This is a genomic window from Algibacter pacificus, from assembly GCF_008033385.1.
GTDB classification, from domain to species: domain Bacteria; phylum Bacteroidota; class Bacteroidia; order Flavobacteriales; family Flavobacteriaceae; genus Algibacter; species Algibacter pacificus.
Genome location: NZ_VOGY01000001.1, coordinates 141,303 through 159,641, shown reverse-complemented (window position 1 = coordinate 159,641; position 18,339 = coordinate 141,303). Strand labels below are relative to the sequence as shown.

12 protein-coding genes are annotated in these 18,339 nt (G+C 34.1%); 10 read left to right on the top strand and 2 right to left on the bottom strand.

The features are described 5' to 3' along the window. Nucleotides 1-62: 62 nt before the first annotated feature. A complete protein-coding gene (gene glmM / locus FQU21_RS01335) occupies nucleotides 63-1,451 on the bottom strand; it encodes a phosphoglucosamine mutase (protein ID WP_147676226.1) in 1,389 nt (462 codons plus the stop codon). 63 nt (nucleotides 1,452-1,514) lie between these two features. Between glmM and FQU21_RS01330 the strand changes: the two genes are divergently transcribed. From FQU21_RS01330 to FQU21_RS01320, 3 genes are read left to right on the top strand one after another with little or no spacing between them, the layout of a single operon-like run. Beyond that, entirely contained in the window at nucleotides 1,515-2,114 is a 600-nt protein-coding gene (locus FQU21_RS01330; protein ID WP_147676225.1) for an acyl carrier protein phosphodiesterase, read from the top strand. Continuing rightward, nucleotides 2,111-3,811: a gamma-glutamyltransferase gene (gene ggt / locus FQU21_RS01325; protein ID WP_147676224.1), complete on the top strand. Its 1,701-nt coding sequence runs from the start codon at nucleotides 2,111-2,113 to the stop codon at nucleotides 3,809-3,811. Before FQU21_RS01330 ends, ggt begins: the two co-directional genes overlap by 4 nt. Before the next feature lie 36 nt (nucleotides 3,812-3,847). Then, nucleotides 3,848-4,567, top strand: coding sequence for a hypothetical protein (locus tag FQU21_RS01320; RefSeq protein ID WP_147676223.1), 720 nt, complete (start codon nucleotides 3,848-3,850; stop codon nucleotides 4,565-4,567). A 43-nt stretch (nucleotides 4,568-4,610) separates the two neighbouring features. Here the strand turns inward: FQU21_RS01320 and FQU21_RS01315 are convergent, their stop codons facing one another. Then, nucleotides 4,611-5,135, bottom strand: coding sequence for a hypothetical protein (locus FQU21_RS01315; RefSeq protein ID WP_147676222.1), 525 nt, complete (start codon nucleotides 5,133-5,135; stop codon nucleotides 4,611-4,613). Nucleotides 5,136-5,519: 384 nt separating this feature from the next. On the opposite strand from FQU21_RS01315, the gene FQU21_RS01310 reads away from it, so the two are divergent. The 7 genes from FQU21_RS01310 (at nucleotide 5,520) to pheT (ending at nucleotide 18,338) form a co-directional block, all read left to right on the top strand. Continuing rightward, nucleotides 5,520-5,867 (top strand): hypothetical protein, encoded by a 348-nt coding sequence (locus FQU21_RS01310; protein ID WP_147676221.1) that lies wholly within the window; start codon nucleotides 5,520-5,522, stop codon nucleotides 5,865-5,867. A 118-nt stretch (nucleotides 5,868-5,985) separates the two neighbouring features. Then, nucleotides 5,986-8,829 carry an excinuclease ABC subunit UvrA gene (uvrA, locus tag FQU21_RS01305; RefSeq protein ID WP_147676220.1) on the top strand — a complete coding sequence of 948 codons (2,844 nt, stop codon included), beginning with the start codon at nucleotides 5,986-5,988 and terminating at the stop codon, nucleotides 8,827-8,829. Between the two features lie 51 nt (nucleotides 8,830-8,880). Then, entirely contained in the window at nucleotides 8,881-9,567 is a 687-nt protein-coding gene (locus tag FQU21_RS01300; protein WP_147676219.1) for an LOG family protein, read from the top strand. A 263-nt stretch (nucleotides 9,568-9,830) separates the two neighbouring features. Beyond that, nucleotides 9,831-12,569 (top strand): gluzincin family metallopeptidase, encoded by a 2,739-nt coding sequence (locus FQU21_RS01295; RefSeq protein ID WP_246124709.1) that lies wholly within the window; start codon nucleotides 9,831-9,833, stop codon nucleotides 12,567-12,569. Between the two features lie 163 nt (nucleotides 12,570-12,732). Further along, nucleotides 12,733-15,144 (top strand): alpha-ketoacid dehydrogenase subunit alpha/beta, encoded by a 2,412-nt coding sequence (locus FQU21_RS01290; protein ID WP_147676217.1) that lies wholly within the window; start codon nucleotides 12,733-12,735, stop codon nucleotides 15,142-15,144. Between the two features lie 182 nt (nucleotides 15,145-15,326). After that, nucleotides 15,327-15,797, top strand: coding sequence for a hypothetical protein (locus FQU21_RS01285; protein ID WP_147676216.1), 471 nt, complete (start codon nucleotides 15,327-15,329; stop codon nucleotides 15,795-15,797). 114 nt (nucleotides 15,798-15,911) lie between these two features. Beyond that, nucleotides 15,912-18,338, top strand: a complete 2,427-nt coding sequence (gene pheT, locus FQU21_RS01280; protein ID WP_147676215.1) for a phenylalanine--tRNA ligase subunit beta — start codon at nucleotides 15,912-15,914, stop codon at nucleotides 18,336-18,338. The last annotated feature ends 1 nt before the right edge of the window (nucleotide 18,339 follow it).

Here is an 18,339-nt window from a genome sequence, read left to right as displayed (position 1 = left end):
TTACTCTGTTCTAATCGATAGTCTAAGAACTAGCTTTAGTTTTAAGCAACTTAACAAAAAAACTACAGTTTAGCGATAGCACCAATTTCCTCAATAAATTTATCGGCTAAAGCATCTGCTTCAGTTTGTGTTTTTGCTTCTGTATAAATTCTAATGATAGGTTCTGTATTACTTTTACGAAGGTGTGCCCAACTTTCTGCAAAATCAATTTTAACACCGTCAATGGTTGTTAATTGTTCATTTTGGTAACGTTGTTCTATTTCCTTTAAAATACCATCAACATCTAAACCTGGCGTTAATTGAATTTTCTTTTTACTCATAAAATAATCTGGATACGTTGCTCTAAGTGCGCTTACCGAAATTCGTTTTTCGGCTAATAAACTTAAAAACAAAGCCACACCAACAAGGGCATCACGACCATAATGCGCATCTGGGTAAATAATACCGCCATTACCTTCACCACCGATAACCACTTTATTTTTCTTCATTAATTTAACAACATTCACCTCGCCTACAGCACTAGCCTCGTAAGTTCCACCATGTTTTAATGTGATATCACGTAACGCTCGAGTAGAACTCATATTACTCACCGTATTTCCTGGTGTTTTACTTAACACATAATCTGCACAAGCTACAAGCGTATATTCTTCGCCAAACATCTCTCCATTTTCGTCCATAAAAGCTAAGCGATCTACATCCGGATCCACCACAATTCCAAAATCGGCATGATGTTTTTTAACCGCATCCGATAAATCGGTTAAGTGTTCTTTTAAAGGTTCTGGGTTATGAGGAAATTCCCCGTTTGGTTCACAATACAACTTTACAACCTCCACACCTAAACGTTCCAAAAGTAAAGGAATAGCAATACCTCCCGTAGAATTAACACCATCAACAACCACTTTAAATTTTTCTTCTTCAATCGCGCCTACGGTTACTAAATCTAAATCTAACACTTCAATAATATGTAAATCAATGTAAGCTTTATTTTTTGTAATTTTTCCAAGGTTATCAACTTCGGCAAAACTCATGGCATCACTTTCGGCTATATTCAATATTTTTTCACCTTCAACAGCATCTAAAAACTCACCTTTTTCATTTAATAGTTTTAACGCATTCCATTGTTTTGGGTTATGGCTTGCCGTTAAAATAATACCCCCATCGGCATGTTCTAAAGTTACTGCAACTTCTACAGTTGGAGTTGTAGAAAGTCCAACATCCACAACATCAACACCTAAACCAATAAGCGTATTCATCACTAAATTTTGCATCATTTTACCAGATATACGGGCATCACGACCAACAACCACTTTATAGTTTTCTTTAAACCGATTTTCTTTCAACCAGACCCCATAAGCCGAAGCAAATTTCACAGCATCTATAGGTGTTAAATTATCACCTACTTGTCCGCCAATGGTTCCTCTAATTCCAGAAATTGATTTTATTAATGTCATATGTTTGTTTATTTTAAAAGAACAAATATAGTATTTCAAATTCGTAATTCGTAAATTACCCGCATGAACTATTTAGCCCATATTTATCTTTCCGGAGACAACAATTTAGTAACCATAGGAAATTTTATTGCCGATGGTATTAAAGGAAAAGATTACACAAAATTCTCGAGAGACATTCAAATTGGTATTTTATTACACCGAAATATTGACACGTTTACCGATGCGCATAAAACCGTGAGATTAAGTACAAAAAGACTTCATGAAAATTACGGGCATTATTCGGGAATTATTGTTGATATTCTTTACGATCATTTTTTAGCTAAAAATTGGAGTACCTATTCCAATAAACCTTTAAATGAATATGTAGACACGTTTTATGATTCCTTAGAGGAACACTATAATATACTGCCTTCCAGAATACAAAAAATGATGCCGTATATGATGAGTGATAATTGGCTATTAAGTTACGCGTCTATCGATGGTATTTCCCGCGTTTTAGAAGGTATGAATCGTCGAACAAAAAACCGATCGGGAATGGATAAAGCCGTTAACGAACTCGAATTATTTTACAACGAATTTGAAACCGAATTTTCGTCTTTTTTCGATGAACTTATCGCGTTTTCAAATGAAAAATTAATAGAACTCAATCAAACTATTTTATGAAGTATCTAATATATACTGTTCTTTTATTTTCCTTTTTAGTTGCATGCAAACAAACCGTTAAAACCCCAGTAAAAGAAAAACACCGCGGGTTAATGACTCAAAAAGCCATGGTGGTTTCGGCACGAATTGAAGCGTCTAAAATAGGAAATGATATTCTTAAAAAAGGAGGCAATGCCTTCGACGCTATGGTTGCAACCGAACTGGCTTTAGCCGTTGCTTTTCCTTTTGCTGGTAACCTTGGCGGTGGTGGTTTTATGGTTTACCGGCAAGCCAATGGCGAAACAGGCGCTATTGATTACAGAGAAAAAGCCCCCATGGCAGCCACAAAAAACATGTATTTAGATAAAAACGGAAATGTAATTCCAGAAAAAAGTACCCTTGGTGCTCTAGCTATTGGCGTTCCTGGCACCGTAGCTGGCGTGTTTGAAGTGCATAAAAAACTAGGTTCCTTACCTATGGAAACTATTTTAAACCCCGTAATTGCCTTGGCTAAAAAAGGTGTTTTAGTTACCGAAAAACAAGCCAAAAGCCTTGCACATTATCAGCCTTTATTTAAAAAGGTAAACAAAGATTCTATTCTTTTCAATACCCATTGGAAAGCCAACGACACCATTAAATACAATAGTTTAGCTGAAACATTAGAACGTATTTTAAAAGAAGGAAAAGATGGGTTTTATAAAGGTGAAACAGCAAAAACCTTAGCGAAATTTATTCAAGATAATGGCGGATTAATCACAGAAGAAGATTTAGCAAATTACGAAGCCAAATGGCGAGATCCTATAAGTTTCAATTATGATGATTTAAAAATTATTTCTATGTCGCCACCATCTAGCGGCGGCGTTTGTTTGGCTCAAATTATGAAAATGATTGAACCTTTTCCTATTGATGACTATGGACACAATTCTGAAAAAACTATTCAGGTGATTACCGAAGCGGAACGTCGTGCTTATGCCGATAGAAGTTTCTATTTAGGCGATCCCGATTTTGTTAATATTCCGATAAAAACATTAATTAAAGAAGATTATTTAGGCGGAAGAATGAATGATTTTTCGTTTGAAAAAGCAACCTTATCAAATGATGTTTCACACGGAAATATGACTATTATTGAAAGTGATGAAACCACACATTATTCTATTGTTGACCAATTTGGAAACGCCATTTCTGCCACCACAACCCTAAACGGTGCTTATGGCTCCAAGCTGTATTGCGCTGAACTTGGGTTTTTCCTAAACAACGAAATGGACGATTTTAGCAGTAAACCTGGCGAGCCTAATATGTTTGGACTTATTGGTGCCGAAGCCAACAGTATCGCGCCACAAAAACGCATGCTAAGTTCGATGACTCCAACTATTGTTGAGAAAAACGGGAAACTATTTATGTCTGTCGGTACCCCAGGAGGCTCTACGATTATTACATCGGTGTTACAAACCATATTAAATGTACATGAATTTGATATGTCTATGCAAGAGGCTGTAAACGCCCCACGTTTCCACCATCAATGGTTGCCTGACGAGATTAGAATGGAGCCCAACGCATTTGATAAAACCATCATTGAAAATCTTAAAAAACGTGGTTATTCAATTAATCAAAAAGATTCACCCATCATTGGAAAAGTAGATGGCATCCTTGTTTTAGAAGATAACACTTTGGAAGGCGGCGCCGATTATCGTGGCGATGATACTGCTGTCGGATTCTAAAAACCTCATAAATCAACAATTAAAAAACAACTTGATTTGAAAACAAAAAAAATAATAAAAATCACTTTAGGAATCGTGGTATTTCTAACATTACCAACCCTCCTATTTTTTGGATTTCTATATTTTAAATACAATGAAGATTTACCTTTTGGAACGCAACCCGAGCAAGCCGATGTATTAGCTTCTAAAATGTTAGAATCTTTAAATTATGAAGCTTATAAAAGCACAAATTACTTAGAATGGACCTTTAAAAAAAGACATCATTATAAGTGGCAAAAAAATAAAAATATTTGTGAAGTATTTTGGAGAAACTACAAAGTGGAACTTCACCTAAACAACCTCGAGCTTAGTAAATCTTATAATGGCGACACCTTAATTAATGATGCGAACGAAGCTAAAGCGCTCCAACAAAAAGCATTTAATTATTTTAATAACGATTCTTTTTGGTTGGTGGCACCTTATAAAGTTTTCGATAGTGGAACAACACGAAAACTCGTTAATTTACCAAATAACGAACAAGGCCTATTAGTGACTTACAGTTCTGGAGGCAGCACGCCTGGAGATTCTTATTTATGGATTTTAGATGACAATTATAAACCAAAAGCTTTTAAAATGTGGGTTTCTATCTTACCAATTAACGGACTGGAAGCATCATGGAGCGATTGGACAACAACCGAAACCGGTGCACAGCTTCCTACCTTTCATAAACTACTAGTTTTAGGTTTGGAAATGGACGACATAAAAACCACGAATTAATTTCATAAAAAAACCAACCAAATAAGGCTGGTTTTTTTTATTTCTATTTACTACGTTGCCCCACAAAATTATGAGATTTCGATTTAAACAAAATATTAAAACTGGTTAAACTCCCGTAAATTCTCGTGATGTATTGTTGCAAATCTATTTTTCCCTGCGCATCCAAATCGCTTGCATTAATGCGTTGTTCCATAACACGCAAGCGATCGCGAACCATAATTATTTTATGAAAAAACTTATCGATTGGTAATTCGTAAGGTTTCAAATTAGTATCCGCTGGCTCTAAAATTAGTTTTCCGCCTTTATATTTATCAGCAATAGGCACTATTTCACTGGTATCACTCCATTTTTTTAATATGTGTACCAAACTACTCTCTACATCAGAAAAGCTTACCGCGTCCACCAAATCATCAGCAGCTTCAATCACTTCAAAATCGCTATCTAAATCAATAGTTTCTAATCCATTTTCAATAAAGGTTACCCAATAATGCTGTGATGTTACATTAGTAACCACACCTTTTCCGTATTCGGAATGATTAATTCGCGATCCTATTCCTAATAATTTCATATATAATGTATTTAATTCTGTTAGTTATTTCCTTCACAATATTAGTAAAATTAAATATATTTTTTCAACAAAACAGAAGATAGTAAAGCCTTGAATTCTCTTAATTATATGTTAAAAACATAAAAATAAAATAAACACCGACACCCCCATTTTATTCAGGTTTAAACCTATAAACTATATAAATTTTAATTAAAAAAAAGCAAACAGCATACCGACCTTCACTATAATCATAATCTCACTTAACTCTCCCCTTGTTTTAATGGGGTATACGCCCAACAACTGAAATCAACAGCATTTGTTAATTAATCTTAAAGCTATTGACCGGATTTGTTTTAAAATATATTTTTAAACAAAATCAAAAAAAACTAAACACACATTTTAATTATGAAAAAAGTATTTCTTACCGCTTGTCTCTCTATTTTTTGTTTTGCTTTACATGCTAACAAAAACCCAGAAATAGGAGATCAATTTATCGTTAATTCTCCTACAGGACAATCTTATAAGTATGTAAAATTTCCTAAATTAAATTTTTTAGTAAAAAAGGGAAAACTTGCAAACTACAAAAATGTTAAAGGCAATAAAGTAGTTGTTAGCCATGTAGAAACTTGCGATAAAGGCCATACTTATGTTACATTAAAAAAACAAGATGGCAGCAAATTTTTTGGCTACTTACAATCGGTTAAAGCTAATTACACCAAATCTCTTAAATCAGGAGAATTATCAGCCATTTAACTTTGGTTAGAACACGCTTGGTATTAATTATTTCAATACATTCTATTTAACAGTATAGACAATTAATCTTCACAGGATTTTAACATCAAAAATCGTAACTTCGCACTTTTGCCAATTTATGAGCCAATTTGATGATTTTATTGAAGTAAAAGGAGCGCGAGTTCACAACCTAAAAAACATAGACGTTTCTATTCCCCGAGAAAAACTAGTAGTTATTACAGGTTTGTCGGGGAGTGGAAAATCGTCTTTAGCGTTTGATACTATTTATGCCGAAGGACAACGCCGATACATTGAAACCTTTTCGGCTTATGCCCGACAATTTTTAGGCGGATTAGAACGTCCTGATGTTGATAAAATAGACGGACTTTCCCCAGTAATTGCTATCGAGCAAAAAACAACAAGCAAGTCGCCACGATCTACCGTTGGTACCATTACCGAGATTTACGATTTTATGCGCCTACTTTTTGCGCGAGCTAGTGATGCGTATAGCTACAACACTGGCGATAAAATGGTGAGTTATAGCGACGAGCAAATTAAATCCCTAATTTTAAAAGATTTTAACGGAAAGCGCATTAATATTTTGGCGCCTGTAGTACGTTCTAGAAAAGGACATTACCGCGAACTTTTTGAACAAATCGCCAAACAAGGTTTTGTAAAAGTACGCACGGACGGCGAAATAAAAGACCTTGTAAAAGGGATGAAACTCGACCGTTACAAAAATCACGATATTGAAATTGTTATTGACCGATTAAAAATTGATGATACTGCCGATAACGACAAACGCTTAACCGAAACCATAAACACCGCCATGTATCATGGTGAAGATGTCCTTTTGGTAATAGACCAAGACACTCAGGAAACACGTTATTTTAGCCGTAGCTTGATGTGTCCAACTTCGGGAATTTCATACCCTAATCCGGAACCAAACAACTTTTCTTTCAACTCCCCAAAAGGGGCTTGCGATAATTGTAATGGTATTGGAGAACTCTATCAAGTGAATGAAAGTAAAATTGTTCCCGACGAAAAGCTTTCGATAAAAAACGGCGCTTTAGCACCTCTTGGCCCTGAAAAAAATTCGTGGATTTTTAAGCAATTAGAAACTATAGCACAACGTTTCAACTTTAAATTAACCGATGCTTATAAAGATATTCCAAAAGAAGCCAAACAAATTATTATGTATGGCGGCAACGATAAATTTTCGGTAGAAAGTAAAACTTTAGGTGTTACCCGCGATTATAAAATAGATTTTGAAGGGATTGCTAATTTTATTGAAAACCAATATAAAACAGCTGAATCGACCTCTTTAAAACGCTGGGCAAAAGATTATATGGACAAAGTAACTTGTCCGGTTTGCAAAGGTTCTCGCTTAAAAAAAGAATCGCTTTATTTTAAAATAAACGAAAAAAACATTGCAGAATTAGCTAATAGTGATATTGTAGAATTAGCCGAATGGTTTAATAATTTAAACGACCATCTTTCTGAAAAACAATTAAAAATAGCTGAAGAAGTCATAAAGGAAATTAAATCCAGATTACAGTTTTTACTCGATGTTGGTCTTAATTATTTATCTCTAAACCGAAGTTCTAAATCTCTTTCGGGAGGAGAAGCTCAGCGTATTAGGCTAGCCACTCAAATTGGCTCGCAACTGGTTGGTGTGCTTTATATTTTAGACGAACCGAGTATTGGATTGCACCAACGCGACAACGAAAAACTAATAAATTCTTTAGAGGCTTTAAGAGATATTGGAAATTCCGTTATTGTGGTTGAGCATGATAAAGACATGATTGAACGTGCCGATTACGTGATTGATATCGGTCCCAAAGCAGGAAAACACGGTGGCGATATTATCAGCATTGGAACACCTGACGAATTAAAAACACACAACACGCTAACAGCCGATTATTTAAACGGTAAAAAAGAAATTGAAATTCCTAAAAAACGCCGAGAAGGCAACGGAAAATTTATAGAATTAAAAGGCTGTACGGGAAATAACTTAAAAAACGTATCGGTTAAATTTCCTTTAGGAAAAATGATTGGGGTTACCGGTGTTTCTGGAAGTGGAAAATCGACTTTAATCAACGAAACCCTCTACCCTATTTTAAATGCCTATTATTTTAATGGTGTAAAAAAACCAATGCCCTACAAAAGCATTAAAGGCTTAGAGCATATTGATAAAGTGATTGATATAAATCAGTCTCCAATAGGAAGAACGCCACGAAGCAACCCAGTAACCTACACCGGAACTTTTAGTGAAATTAGGGCGTTATTTGCTAAAATTCCCGAAGCTATGATTCGAGGTTACAAAGCAGGTCGCTTTAGTTTTAATGTTAAAGGCGGACGTTGCGAAACTTGTCAAGGTGGTGGTTTACGCGTTATTGAAATGAATTTTCTACCCGATGTTTATGTGGAATGCGAAACCTGCCAAGGCAAACGTTTTAACAGGGAAACCTTAGAAATTCGGTACAAAGGAAAGTCTATTAGCGATGTTTTAAACATGACGATTAATGAAGCGGTTGATTTCTTTGAACATATCCCGAAAATATATAGAAAATTAAAAACCATTCAAGATGTTGGTTTAGGCTATATTACTTTAGGCCAGCAAAGCACAACACTTTCTGGTGGTGAAGCGCAACGTATAAAATTAGCCACCGAACTATCAAAACGGGACACCGGAAACACCTTTTATATTCTGGACGAACCCACCACTGGTTTACATTTTGAGGATATTAGAATCCTTATGATTGTTTTAAACAAATTAGCCGACAAAGGTAATACCGTTTTAATTATTGAACACAATTTAGACGTTATAAAAACCGTTGACCATGTTATAGATATTGGCTACGAAGGTGGTAAAGGAGGTGGAAAAGTGATTGCTGTTGGTACGCCCGAAGAAGTTGCAAAACACAAAAAAAGCCATACGGCAAGGTTTTTGAAAAAAGAACTTATACATTTAAAAAAATAAAATTACAGAAGTCCTTTTTAATAAAAGAGATTTCTTAAAACAAATAAAAACATGAAAAAAGAACAACACCCAAAAGGTTGGAATGATAATAAAACAAACGATTCATGGGCCATTTTTAAAATAATGGGCGAGTTTGTTAGTGGTTATGAAAAAATGAGTAAAATTGGGCCATGCGTTTCTATTTTTGGATCGGCACGAACCAAACCTGAACATAAATATTATAAACTCGCAGAAAAAGTAGCCAGTAAAATTGTGGATCATGGCTACGGTGTTATTACAGGTGGTGGTCCAGGAATTATGGAAGCCGGTAATAAAGGAGCGCATTTAGCAGGAGGAACTTCGGTTGGATTAAATATTGAATTGCCGTTTGAGCAACATGACAATCCTTATATAGACAACGATAAAAGTTTAGATTTCGATTACTTTTTTGTTAGAAAAGTAATGTTTGTAAAATACTCGCAAGGTTTTGTGGTTATGCCTGGTGGCTTTGGAACTTTAGACGAATTATTTGAAGCTATTACGCTTATTCAAACCCATAAAATTGAAAAATTCCCAATAATTCTTGTTGGTACGGATTTTTGGGAAGGTTTAATTGAATGGATAAAAACAACATTACTAACGTTTGGAAATATTAGTGAACCAGATTTAGATTTAATTCATTTAGTAGATACTGAAGATGACGTTATTGCCATACTTGATGCCTTTTATGAAGAATCTCGATTAAGTCCTAATTTTTAACAAACCTGTAATTTTTAGAGAAAATACGCCGGTTTTCCGGCGTAAAACATAAATAAACGCTCTATTATTTAATAATTTTTGTTAATCTGAAAAGTAATATTTTTTTGCCATCATATTTTACTATATTGCAACACGTTAAGCACCATAAATCTATTTAATGTTTAAATAATTTGAAGTTACAATTTCTATTTCTTTATGTATTTTTTTTAGTAGGTTTTTCAAGCTTTAGTCAAAATAAAATTGACTTAAAAGCAACGTTTAATTTGGAAAACAAATCGATTAAAATCATACAATCTATTCGTTATCAAAACACTTCAAAAGACACCTTAAAAACAATATATCTAAACGATTGGGCTAATAGCTATTCAACTAAAAAAACCGCTTTAGCAACTCGAATTGCCGACGAGTATAAAAATGATTTTCATTTAGCTAAAAATGAAGATCGTGGATTTACTGTTGTTACCTCTATTAAGCAAAAAGAGGCCGTTCTAAAATTTTCACGTGTAAAAAATCAAATGGATATTATTAAAGTAGAACTTGCTCAAGCTTTATTGCCAAACTCAAGTTACACTATCCATTTAGAATACACTGTACAGCTGCCAAACAGTAAATTTACTAGTTATGGCATAACAGATTCGGGCGATTTTAATCTAAGATATTGGTACATTACTCCAGCTATTTACAATGGAGACTGGCAATATTACAGCAATAAAGATTTAGATGATTTATATGTTCCAAAAGCAGATATAAATCTAGATATCGAATACCCTAAAGGTTATACAATTACATCGGAATTAGATGTTGTTGCCATGGATACTTTAGGCCAAAACCAAACTATAAAACTTGAAGGTAAAAATAGGGTAAACTCCAAATTATTTTTAAATCAACAATCGACATTCAATACCATAAAAGGCGACAACTTTTCCATAGTTTCAAATATTGACGATGGTGGCTTAGAGATTATTGATAAGGTTTTAATTAACGAAAAAATTGCTGATTTTTTAATAAAAACCTTTGACAAATACCCACATAAAAAACTATTACTTTCTGAAATAGACTCGGCAAAAGACCCTGTTTACGGCCTAAATTTTTTACCCGATTTTATAAAAGTATATCCCGATAATTTTCAATATGAATTAAAACTATTAAAAACAGCATTACATAATTACTTAGAAAACACGCTGCTATTAAACCCTAGAAAAGAACAGTGGTTACTAGATGGTATTCAAATTTTCTATACCATAAACTATGTTGACGAGTATTACCCCAATATGAAATTTCTTGGTAATATAAGCGATTTTTGGGCCATTCGCCCTTTTCACGCCGCTGAAATGAAATTTAACGACAAATACGCTATGGCTTATATGCTTATGGCTAGAACCAATAGAGACCAACCTTTAACTATGGCTAAAGATTCTTTATTGAAATTTAACAAAAATATTGCCAATAAATATAAAGCCGGTATTGGTCTAAAATATTTGGATGAGTTTGTTAATGATGATGTCGTTGAATCCTGTATTGAAACCTTTTTAAAAACAAATAAACTACAAGAAACAAACACCAAAGCTTTTGAAAGGCTTTTAAAACAAAGAACAGATAAAGATATTAACTGGTTTTTTACCGACTACATTTCCACACGAAAAAAAATCGATTTTAAAATAAAAAAAGTCACAAAAACTAAAGATTCTATCACGCTTACTGTTAAAAATAAACGAGAAAACAGTATGCCGGTCTCGTTATATACATTAAATAACGATAGTATTATTTCTAAAATATGGTTAGAAAACATTTCTGGAAACAAAACCTTTACTATCCCAAGAAATAGCGCTAATAAACTAGCGCTTAACTACGAAAACTCTATTCCAGAATACAACTTAAGAGACAACTGGAAATCGTTAAAAGGCTTATTTTTCAACAATAAACCTTTACAATTTAGACTATTTCAAGATATTGAAGACCCTCATTATAATCAAGTATTTTTTATGCCTATTGCCCAATTTAATAACATATACGACGGCGTAACCCTAGGCATAAAAGCCTATAATAAAACGGTTTTAAGAAAACTATTTAACTACAAAATAGAACCCCAATACGCATTTAAATCTAAAACTTTTACTGGAGGAGCTTCAGTTTATAAAATTCATTATTTTGAAAAAAATGATTTATACGCCTTGAACTATGGCTTTTCTGCAAGCTATAAATCCTATGCCGAAGACTTATTTGTTAGTAAAATTCAACCTTATGTTTCTTTTCATTTTAGAGAAGATTCCGATTTTAGATCAAATAAACGCGGCATATTAAACTTTAGATATTTAGACATTAATAGAGATCCAGACCTCAACAATATATTACCAAATGCCGAACCCAATTACGCCGTTTTTAATGCGCGTTATACAAAATCGAATAATAACCTTATAAAATACAGTAGTTGGTATTCTGATTTTCAGGTGGCTAAAAACTTTAGCAAACTCGCTTTTAATTACGAATACAGACGTTTATTCGAAAGTAATAGACAATTAAATATTCGTTTTTATACCGGTGCTTTTCTAAAAAATAACACAGAAGGAAACTCTAATTATTTCAGCTTTGCGCTAGATCGTCCATCTGATTATTTATTTGATTATTCTTACTTAGGCCGATCTGAAGCCTCTGGAATATTTAGCCAACAATACATAGAAGCCGAAGGTGGTTTTAAATCTAAATTAGACACGCCTTTTGCTAACCAATGGATGTCTACCATTAACACCAGTACAACCCTTTGGAATTATATTTTACTTTATGGCGATTTAGGCCTTGTGAAAAACAAACATAATGCAGCCCATATTGTTTACGATTCTGGTGTTCGTATTAATTTAGTAACCGATTATTTTGAAATTTATTTCCCCCTTTACTCTAACCAAGGTTGGGAAGTAGGACAACCAAATTACGATCAAAAAATAAGGTTTAAATTCACTTTAGATCCCCAAGCGCTTCTTGGTTTATTTAGACGCCGATGGTTTTAATTTTTTATTAAATTATGAATAATATTTAATTATTAATACATATAATTCAACAAAATCTATATTAATCACAAATTAAACAAATTAAACGTCATACTTTAACTCACAATATCATTGTAAAAATCGTTAATATTAATTACTTTTGCAGAAAGGATTACCTATCATTATGCAAACAATTCCAGACGTAACAAGCGAGCTTTCTTTCGAAGATTTTAAAACCGAAGTTTTAAACGATTATAAAACTGCAGTGGTTAGCCGAGAGTGCAGTTTATTAGGTCGACGTGAAGTACTAACAGGAAAAGCGAAATTCGGAATTTTTGGCGATGGAAAAGAAGTACCTCAATTAGCCATGGCCAAAGCTTTTTTAAAAGGAGATTGGAGATCGGGGTATTATCGCGATCAAACCTTTATGATGGCTATTGGAGAATTAACCACAGAGCAATTTTTTGCCGGTTTATACGCCAATACCAATTTAGAACTCGAACCCATGTCTGCTGGGCGCCAAATGGGTGGACATTTTGTAACTCATAGTTTAAATGACAATGGCAGTTGGAAAAACCTAACGGCACAGTATAATTCTAGTGCAGATATTTCTCCCACCGCAGGGCAAATGCCTCGATTATTAGGCTTGGCTCAAGCCTCGAAAATTTTCCGAAATGTAACCGACATTAATACCAATAAATTTTCAATTGAAGGAAATGAAGTTGCTTGGGGAACCATAGGAAACGCCAGTACCAGTGAAGGATTATTTTTTGAAACCATAAATGCAGCAGGAGTATTACAAGTTCCTATGGTAATAAGTGTTTGGGACGACGAGTATGGTATTTCGGTACATGCGAAACACCAAACAACCAAAGAAAATATATCGGAAGTTCTAAAAGGCTTTCAACGTAATAAAAACGAAAAAGGCTTCGAAATCCTTAGAGTAAAAGGTTGGGATTATCCAAATTTAATGGAAACCTACCAAGAGGCTGCAAAAATAGCTAGAGAAGAACACGTTCCTGTTTTAATTCATGTTTTAGAATTAACACAACCTCAAGGACACTCTACTTCTGGATCGCACGAACGCTATAAAAATGCCGAACGTTTAGAATGGGAAACCAATCATGACTGTAACTCTAAACTACGCGAATGGATTATAGAAAATGGTATTGCCACCCATGAAATTTTAGTAGAAATAGAACGTACAGCAAAACGAACTGTTCGTGAGGCAAAAAAGAATGCTTGGAATACCTTTTTAAGACCCATTAAAAAAGAACAACAAGATTTAATTTCTCTTTTAAAACAAGTTGCTGCAAAAAGTAATAACGGCGTTTTTATATCGAAACTTACTGCCGATTTAGAAAAAATAGACGAACCTACTAGAAAAGATATTTTATCGCATGCTAGAAGAACGCTACGTTTTACAATTGGCGAAAATAATTTAGAAAAACACACGCTTACAAATTGGACAAACACTTTCCTCGAAAAAATACAACCCATTTTCAGTTCGCATTTATACTCTGAAACCCAAGGGGCTAATACCCGAATTAAAGAAGTTAAACCTTCTTATAATGATGATGCTGAACTTGTAGATGGTCGCATTATAATTCGTGATAATTTTGACGCTATTCTTAACAACCATCCAGAAACTCTAGTTTTTGGCGAAGACACAGGAAATATTGGCGATGTAAATCAAGGATTAGAAGGCTTACAAGATAAATATGGTGAACTACGCGTTGCCGATACTGGTATTCGTGAAGCCACAATTATTGGTCAAGGTATTGGGATGGCACTGCGCGGGTTACGGCCTATCGCCGAAATTCAGTATTTAGATTATATTTTATATGCGCTTCAAATTATTAGCGACGATTTAGCCACACTGCACTACCGCACTAAAGGCAAACAAAAAGCGCCATTAATTATAAGAACGCGCGGACACCGATTAGAAGGGATTTGGCATTCGGGATCGCCAATGGGTGGTATTTTAAACTTAGTTAAAGGTGTTAATTTATTGGTACCAAGAAACATGACTAAAGCTGCTGGTTTTTATAACACGTTGCTAAATGGTGATGATCCAGCTATTGTAATCGAATGTCTAAATGGTTACCGCTTAAAAGAAAAAATGCCAAACAATTTAAGCTCTATAAAAACACCAATTGGCGTTGTAGAAACTGTAAAAGAAGGTGCCGATATTACCTTAGTATCTTACGGCTCAACCTTACGCATTGTGGAACAAATAGCCAAAGATTTACTAGCAATTGGCATAGATGCTGAAATTATTGATGTACAATCTTTAATTCCTTTCGATCTTAATCATGATATTGTAAAAAGTATCAAAAAAACCAATCGGGTTATGATTATTGATGAAGATGTTCCCGGTGGTGCATCGGCCTATATTTTAAATGCAATTTTAAACGAGCAAGGCGCTTTTCAGTATTTAGATAGTGCTCCAAAAACATTAACAGCAAAAGCACACAGACCGGCTTACGGAAACGATGGCGACTATTTTTCAAAACCTTCTGCTGAAGATATTTTTGAAGCAGTTTATGATGTCATGCATGAAACAAACCCTACTAAATTTCCAAAACTAAGATAAGTTAGCTTTTTATAAATAAAAAACCAAAAGGTTTTGTCTGGTTATAATAGCTAGACAAAACCTTTCTTTTTATATCCATCAGCATATCATTTTATAAAAGACATTCAAAAAATCATTTTATCATTCTTAGCTTTTATAAACCCACATTATTTTATTAAATTTAAAATCTAATCTATCAATAAATGAAAGCAGTTTCGGCAGTCGCTATTAAAAAAGAATTACAACACCAATCGCAGGCCGAATTAATAGCCCTTTGCCTTCGTTTATCAAGATTTAAAAAAGAAAACAAAGAACTCCTTACCTATTTACTTTTCGAATCTGCTAATGAAGACGACTATATTCAATCGGTAAAAACATACGTCGATAGCGAATTTAAAACCATAAATAGAGATAGTTTTTTTTATATCCGAAAATCGGTTCGTAAAATTCTTAGAAACGTTAAAAAGTTTATCCGCTATTCTCAGAAAAAAGAAACCGAAGCCGAGCTCCTAATCTATTTCTGTAAAAGCTTAAAAAACTTCTCACCAAGCATTAAACGTAGCACCCAATTAGTCAATCTTTACGACCGCCAATTATTTATGGCAAAAAAAATAATTATCAGTTTACACGAAGATTTACAATATGATTTTAATGAAATGATTGAGGCGCTATAAAATCAAATAAAATTAGACCTAAAATTTCGCATTTTACTAAAACAATTCACAGCCCTTTGTTTGAAAGCTTAGCACAATATTTTATCTTTGCTCGCTTAATACGAAAATGATTTTATGAAGATTTCATATAACTGGTTGAAACAATTTTTAAAAACAGATTGGACTCCAGAACAAACTAGCGAATTACTTACAGATTTAGGACTTGAAGTTGAAGGCATAGAAGCCTATCAATCTGTAAAAGGCGGATTGGAAGGTGTTGTAGTTGGCGAAGTTTTAACTTGCATAAAACACCCAAATGCCGATAAACTAAATATAACCACTGTCGATATTGGCTTAGATGGTCCCGTACAAATTGTTTGCGGCGCACCAAACGTTGCTACCGGACAAAAGGTTCCTGTGGCCACTATTGGAACCACTTTATATTCTGAAGAAGGTGAAGCTTGGACCATTAAAAAAGGAAAAATTAGAGGTGAAGAAAGTTTCGGGATGATTTGTGCCGAAGACGAACTTGGCTTAGGAAAAGGACACGACGGCATTTTAGTATTAGATGAATCTTTAAAAGCTGGTACACCTGTAGCCGATATTTTTGATATTGAAAACGATCAAGTTTTCGAAATTGGATTAACACCCAATCGTGCCGATGCTATGAGCCATTTTGGAACGGCTCGCGACTTAAAAGCTGGCTTAATTCAAAAAGATATAAACTTAGAGCTTATTACGCCTTCGGTAAGTGCTTTTCATGTGGAGAACCGCACGCTTAAAATGGATGTAGACGTTCAAAATTACGACTTAGCACCGCGTTACTGCGGACTTACAATTTCTGGTTTAAAAGTTCAAGAATCTCCGGCTTGGTTACAACACCGCTTAAAAGCTATTGGCTTAAGCCCAATTAATAATATTGTAGATGCTACTAATTATGTGTTACACGAATTAGGACAACCACTTCACGCTTTTGATGCCGCAAAAATAGCTGGTAATAAAGTGGAAGTAAAAACTTTAGAAGCTGGAACAAAATTCACCACCTTAGATGGCATAGAACGTGAATTACACGAAGATGATTTAATGATTTGTGATGCTGAAAAACCCATGTGTATTGCGGGGGTTTTTGGAGGCTTAAACTCTGGAGTTTCAGAATATACAACAAGTATATTTTTAGAAAGTGCCTACTTTAACCCCGTGAGTATTCGAAAAACAGCAAAACGCCATGCCTTAAATACCGATGCTTCTTTTAGATTTGAACGTGGTATTGATCCAAATATTACAGGATATGCTTTAAAACGTGCAGCATTATTAATTCAAGAATTAGCTGGCGGAGAAATAACCAGCGATGTTGTCGATTTTTATCCTAAAAAAATTAAAGACTTCGAAGTTCGATTAAGTTTCGAAAATGCTAAAAAATTAATTGGTGAAGAAATTCCGAAGGAAACCATCAAACGTATTTTATCATCTTTAGATATTAAAGTGAATAATTTCACAGAAGCCGGTTTAGGCCTAACCGTACCTGCATACCGAAATGATGTGCAACGCGAGGCGGATATTATAGAAGAAATTTTACGTGTTTACGGTTACAATAATATAAAAACAACCGAAAAACTAAATGCTTCCATTTCGGCAACATCTCGTTTTGAAGATTATAAAATTCAAAACATTGTAGGTAATCAATTAGCTTCTCAAGGTTTTTTCGAAATCCTATCAAATTCACTTACAACGCCTAATTACGCTGCTTTAAGTGAACAATTAAAAGATGAACATAACATCACGATATTAAATCCGTTAAGTAACGATTTATCGGTTATGCGCCAATCGTTATTATTTTCTGGCTTAGAGGCACTCGCTTTCAACATCAACAGAAAACGTGGCGATTTAAAGTTATATGAATTTGGTAAAACTTATCACGGTTACCAAGATAAACGGGAAGAATACAAACATTTAGCGGTGTTTTCAACGGGTAGTCAGTCGCAAGAAAATTGGATTTCATCTAATAAAAAAAGCGGCTTCTTTTTTATGAAAGGAAGTATTATTGCGGTGTTAGAACGTTTAGGAATTTCTAGATTTAATGAAAGCCCCACTAAAAACGATTTAATAAGTGAAGGCATTAGCTTAGGCTTAGGAAAAACTGTTTTAGTTGATTTTGGATTAGTAAAGAAACAAGTTTTAAAACATTTCGACATTAGTCAAGATGTTATTTTTGCCGACTTTAACTGGGATGCTATTTTAGATGTAGTTAAACGCAACAAAATTACCTTTAAAGCGATTACTAAATATCCTGAAGTAAAACGTGATTTTGCATTATTACTGGATGATAACGTCACCTTTGAATCTATTTACAAAATAGCGAAACAAAGTGAGAGACAATTACTAAAATCGGTTAATCTTTTTGATGTTTACCAAGGTAAAAACCTTCCAAGCGGTAAAAAAAGTTACGCGGTAAGTTTCACGCTACAAGATGAAAACAAAACGCTTACAGACAAGCAAATCGATAAAATAATGTCTAAGTTGCAACAAAACTTCGAAAAACAATTAGGAGCAGAATTAAGATAGC

Coding starts and splice junctions, on each gene's coding strand:
- glmM (WP_147676226.1), bottom strand. CDS start 1,451: ATGACATTAATAAAATCAATTTCTGGAATTAGAGGAACCATTGGCGGA.
- FQU21_RS01330 (WP_147676225.1), top strand. CDS start 1,515: ATGAACTATTTAGCCCATATTTATCTTTCCGGAGACAACAATTTAGTA.
- ggt (WP_147676224.1), top strand. CDS start 2,111: ATGAAGTATCTAATATATACTGTTCTTTTATTTTCCTTTTTAGTTGCA.
- FQU21_RS01315 (WP_147676222.1), bottom strand. CDS start 5,135: ATGAAATTATTAGGAATAGGATCGCGAATTAATCATTCCGAATACGGA.
- FQU21_RS01310 (WP_147676221.1), top strand. CDS start 5,520: ATGAAAAAAGTATTTCTTACCGCTTGTCTCTCTATTTTTTGTTTTGCT.
- uvrA (WP_147676220.1), top strand. CDS start 5,986: ATGAGCCAATTTGATGATTTTATTGAAGTAAAAGGAGCGCGAGTTCAC.
- FQU21_RS01300 (WP_147676219.1), top strand. CDS start 8,881: ATGAAAAAAGAACAACACCCAAAAGGTTGGAATGATAATAAAACAAAC.
- FQU21_RS01290 (WP_147676217.1), top strand. CDS start 12,733: ATGCAAACAATTCCAGACGTAACAAGCGAGCTTTCTTTCGAAGATTTT.
- FQU21_RS01285 (WP_147676216.1), top strand. CDS start 15,327: ATGAAAGCAGTTTCGGCAGTCGCTATTAAAAAAGAATTACAACACCAA.
- pheT (WP_147676215.1), top strand. CDS start 15,912: ATGAAGATTTCATATAACTGGTTGAAACAATTTTTAAAAACAGATTGG.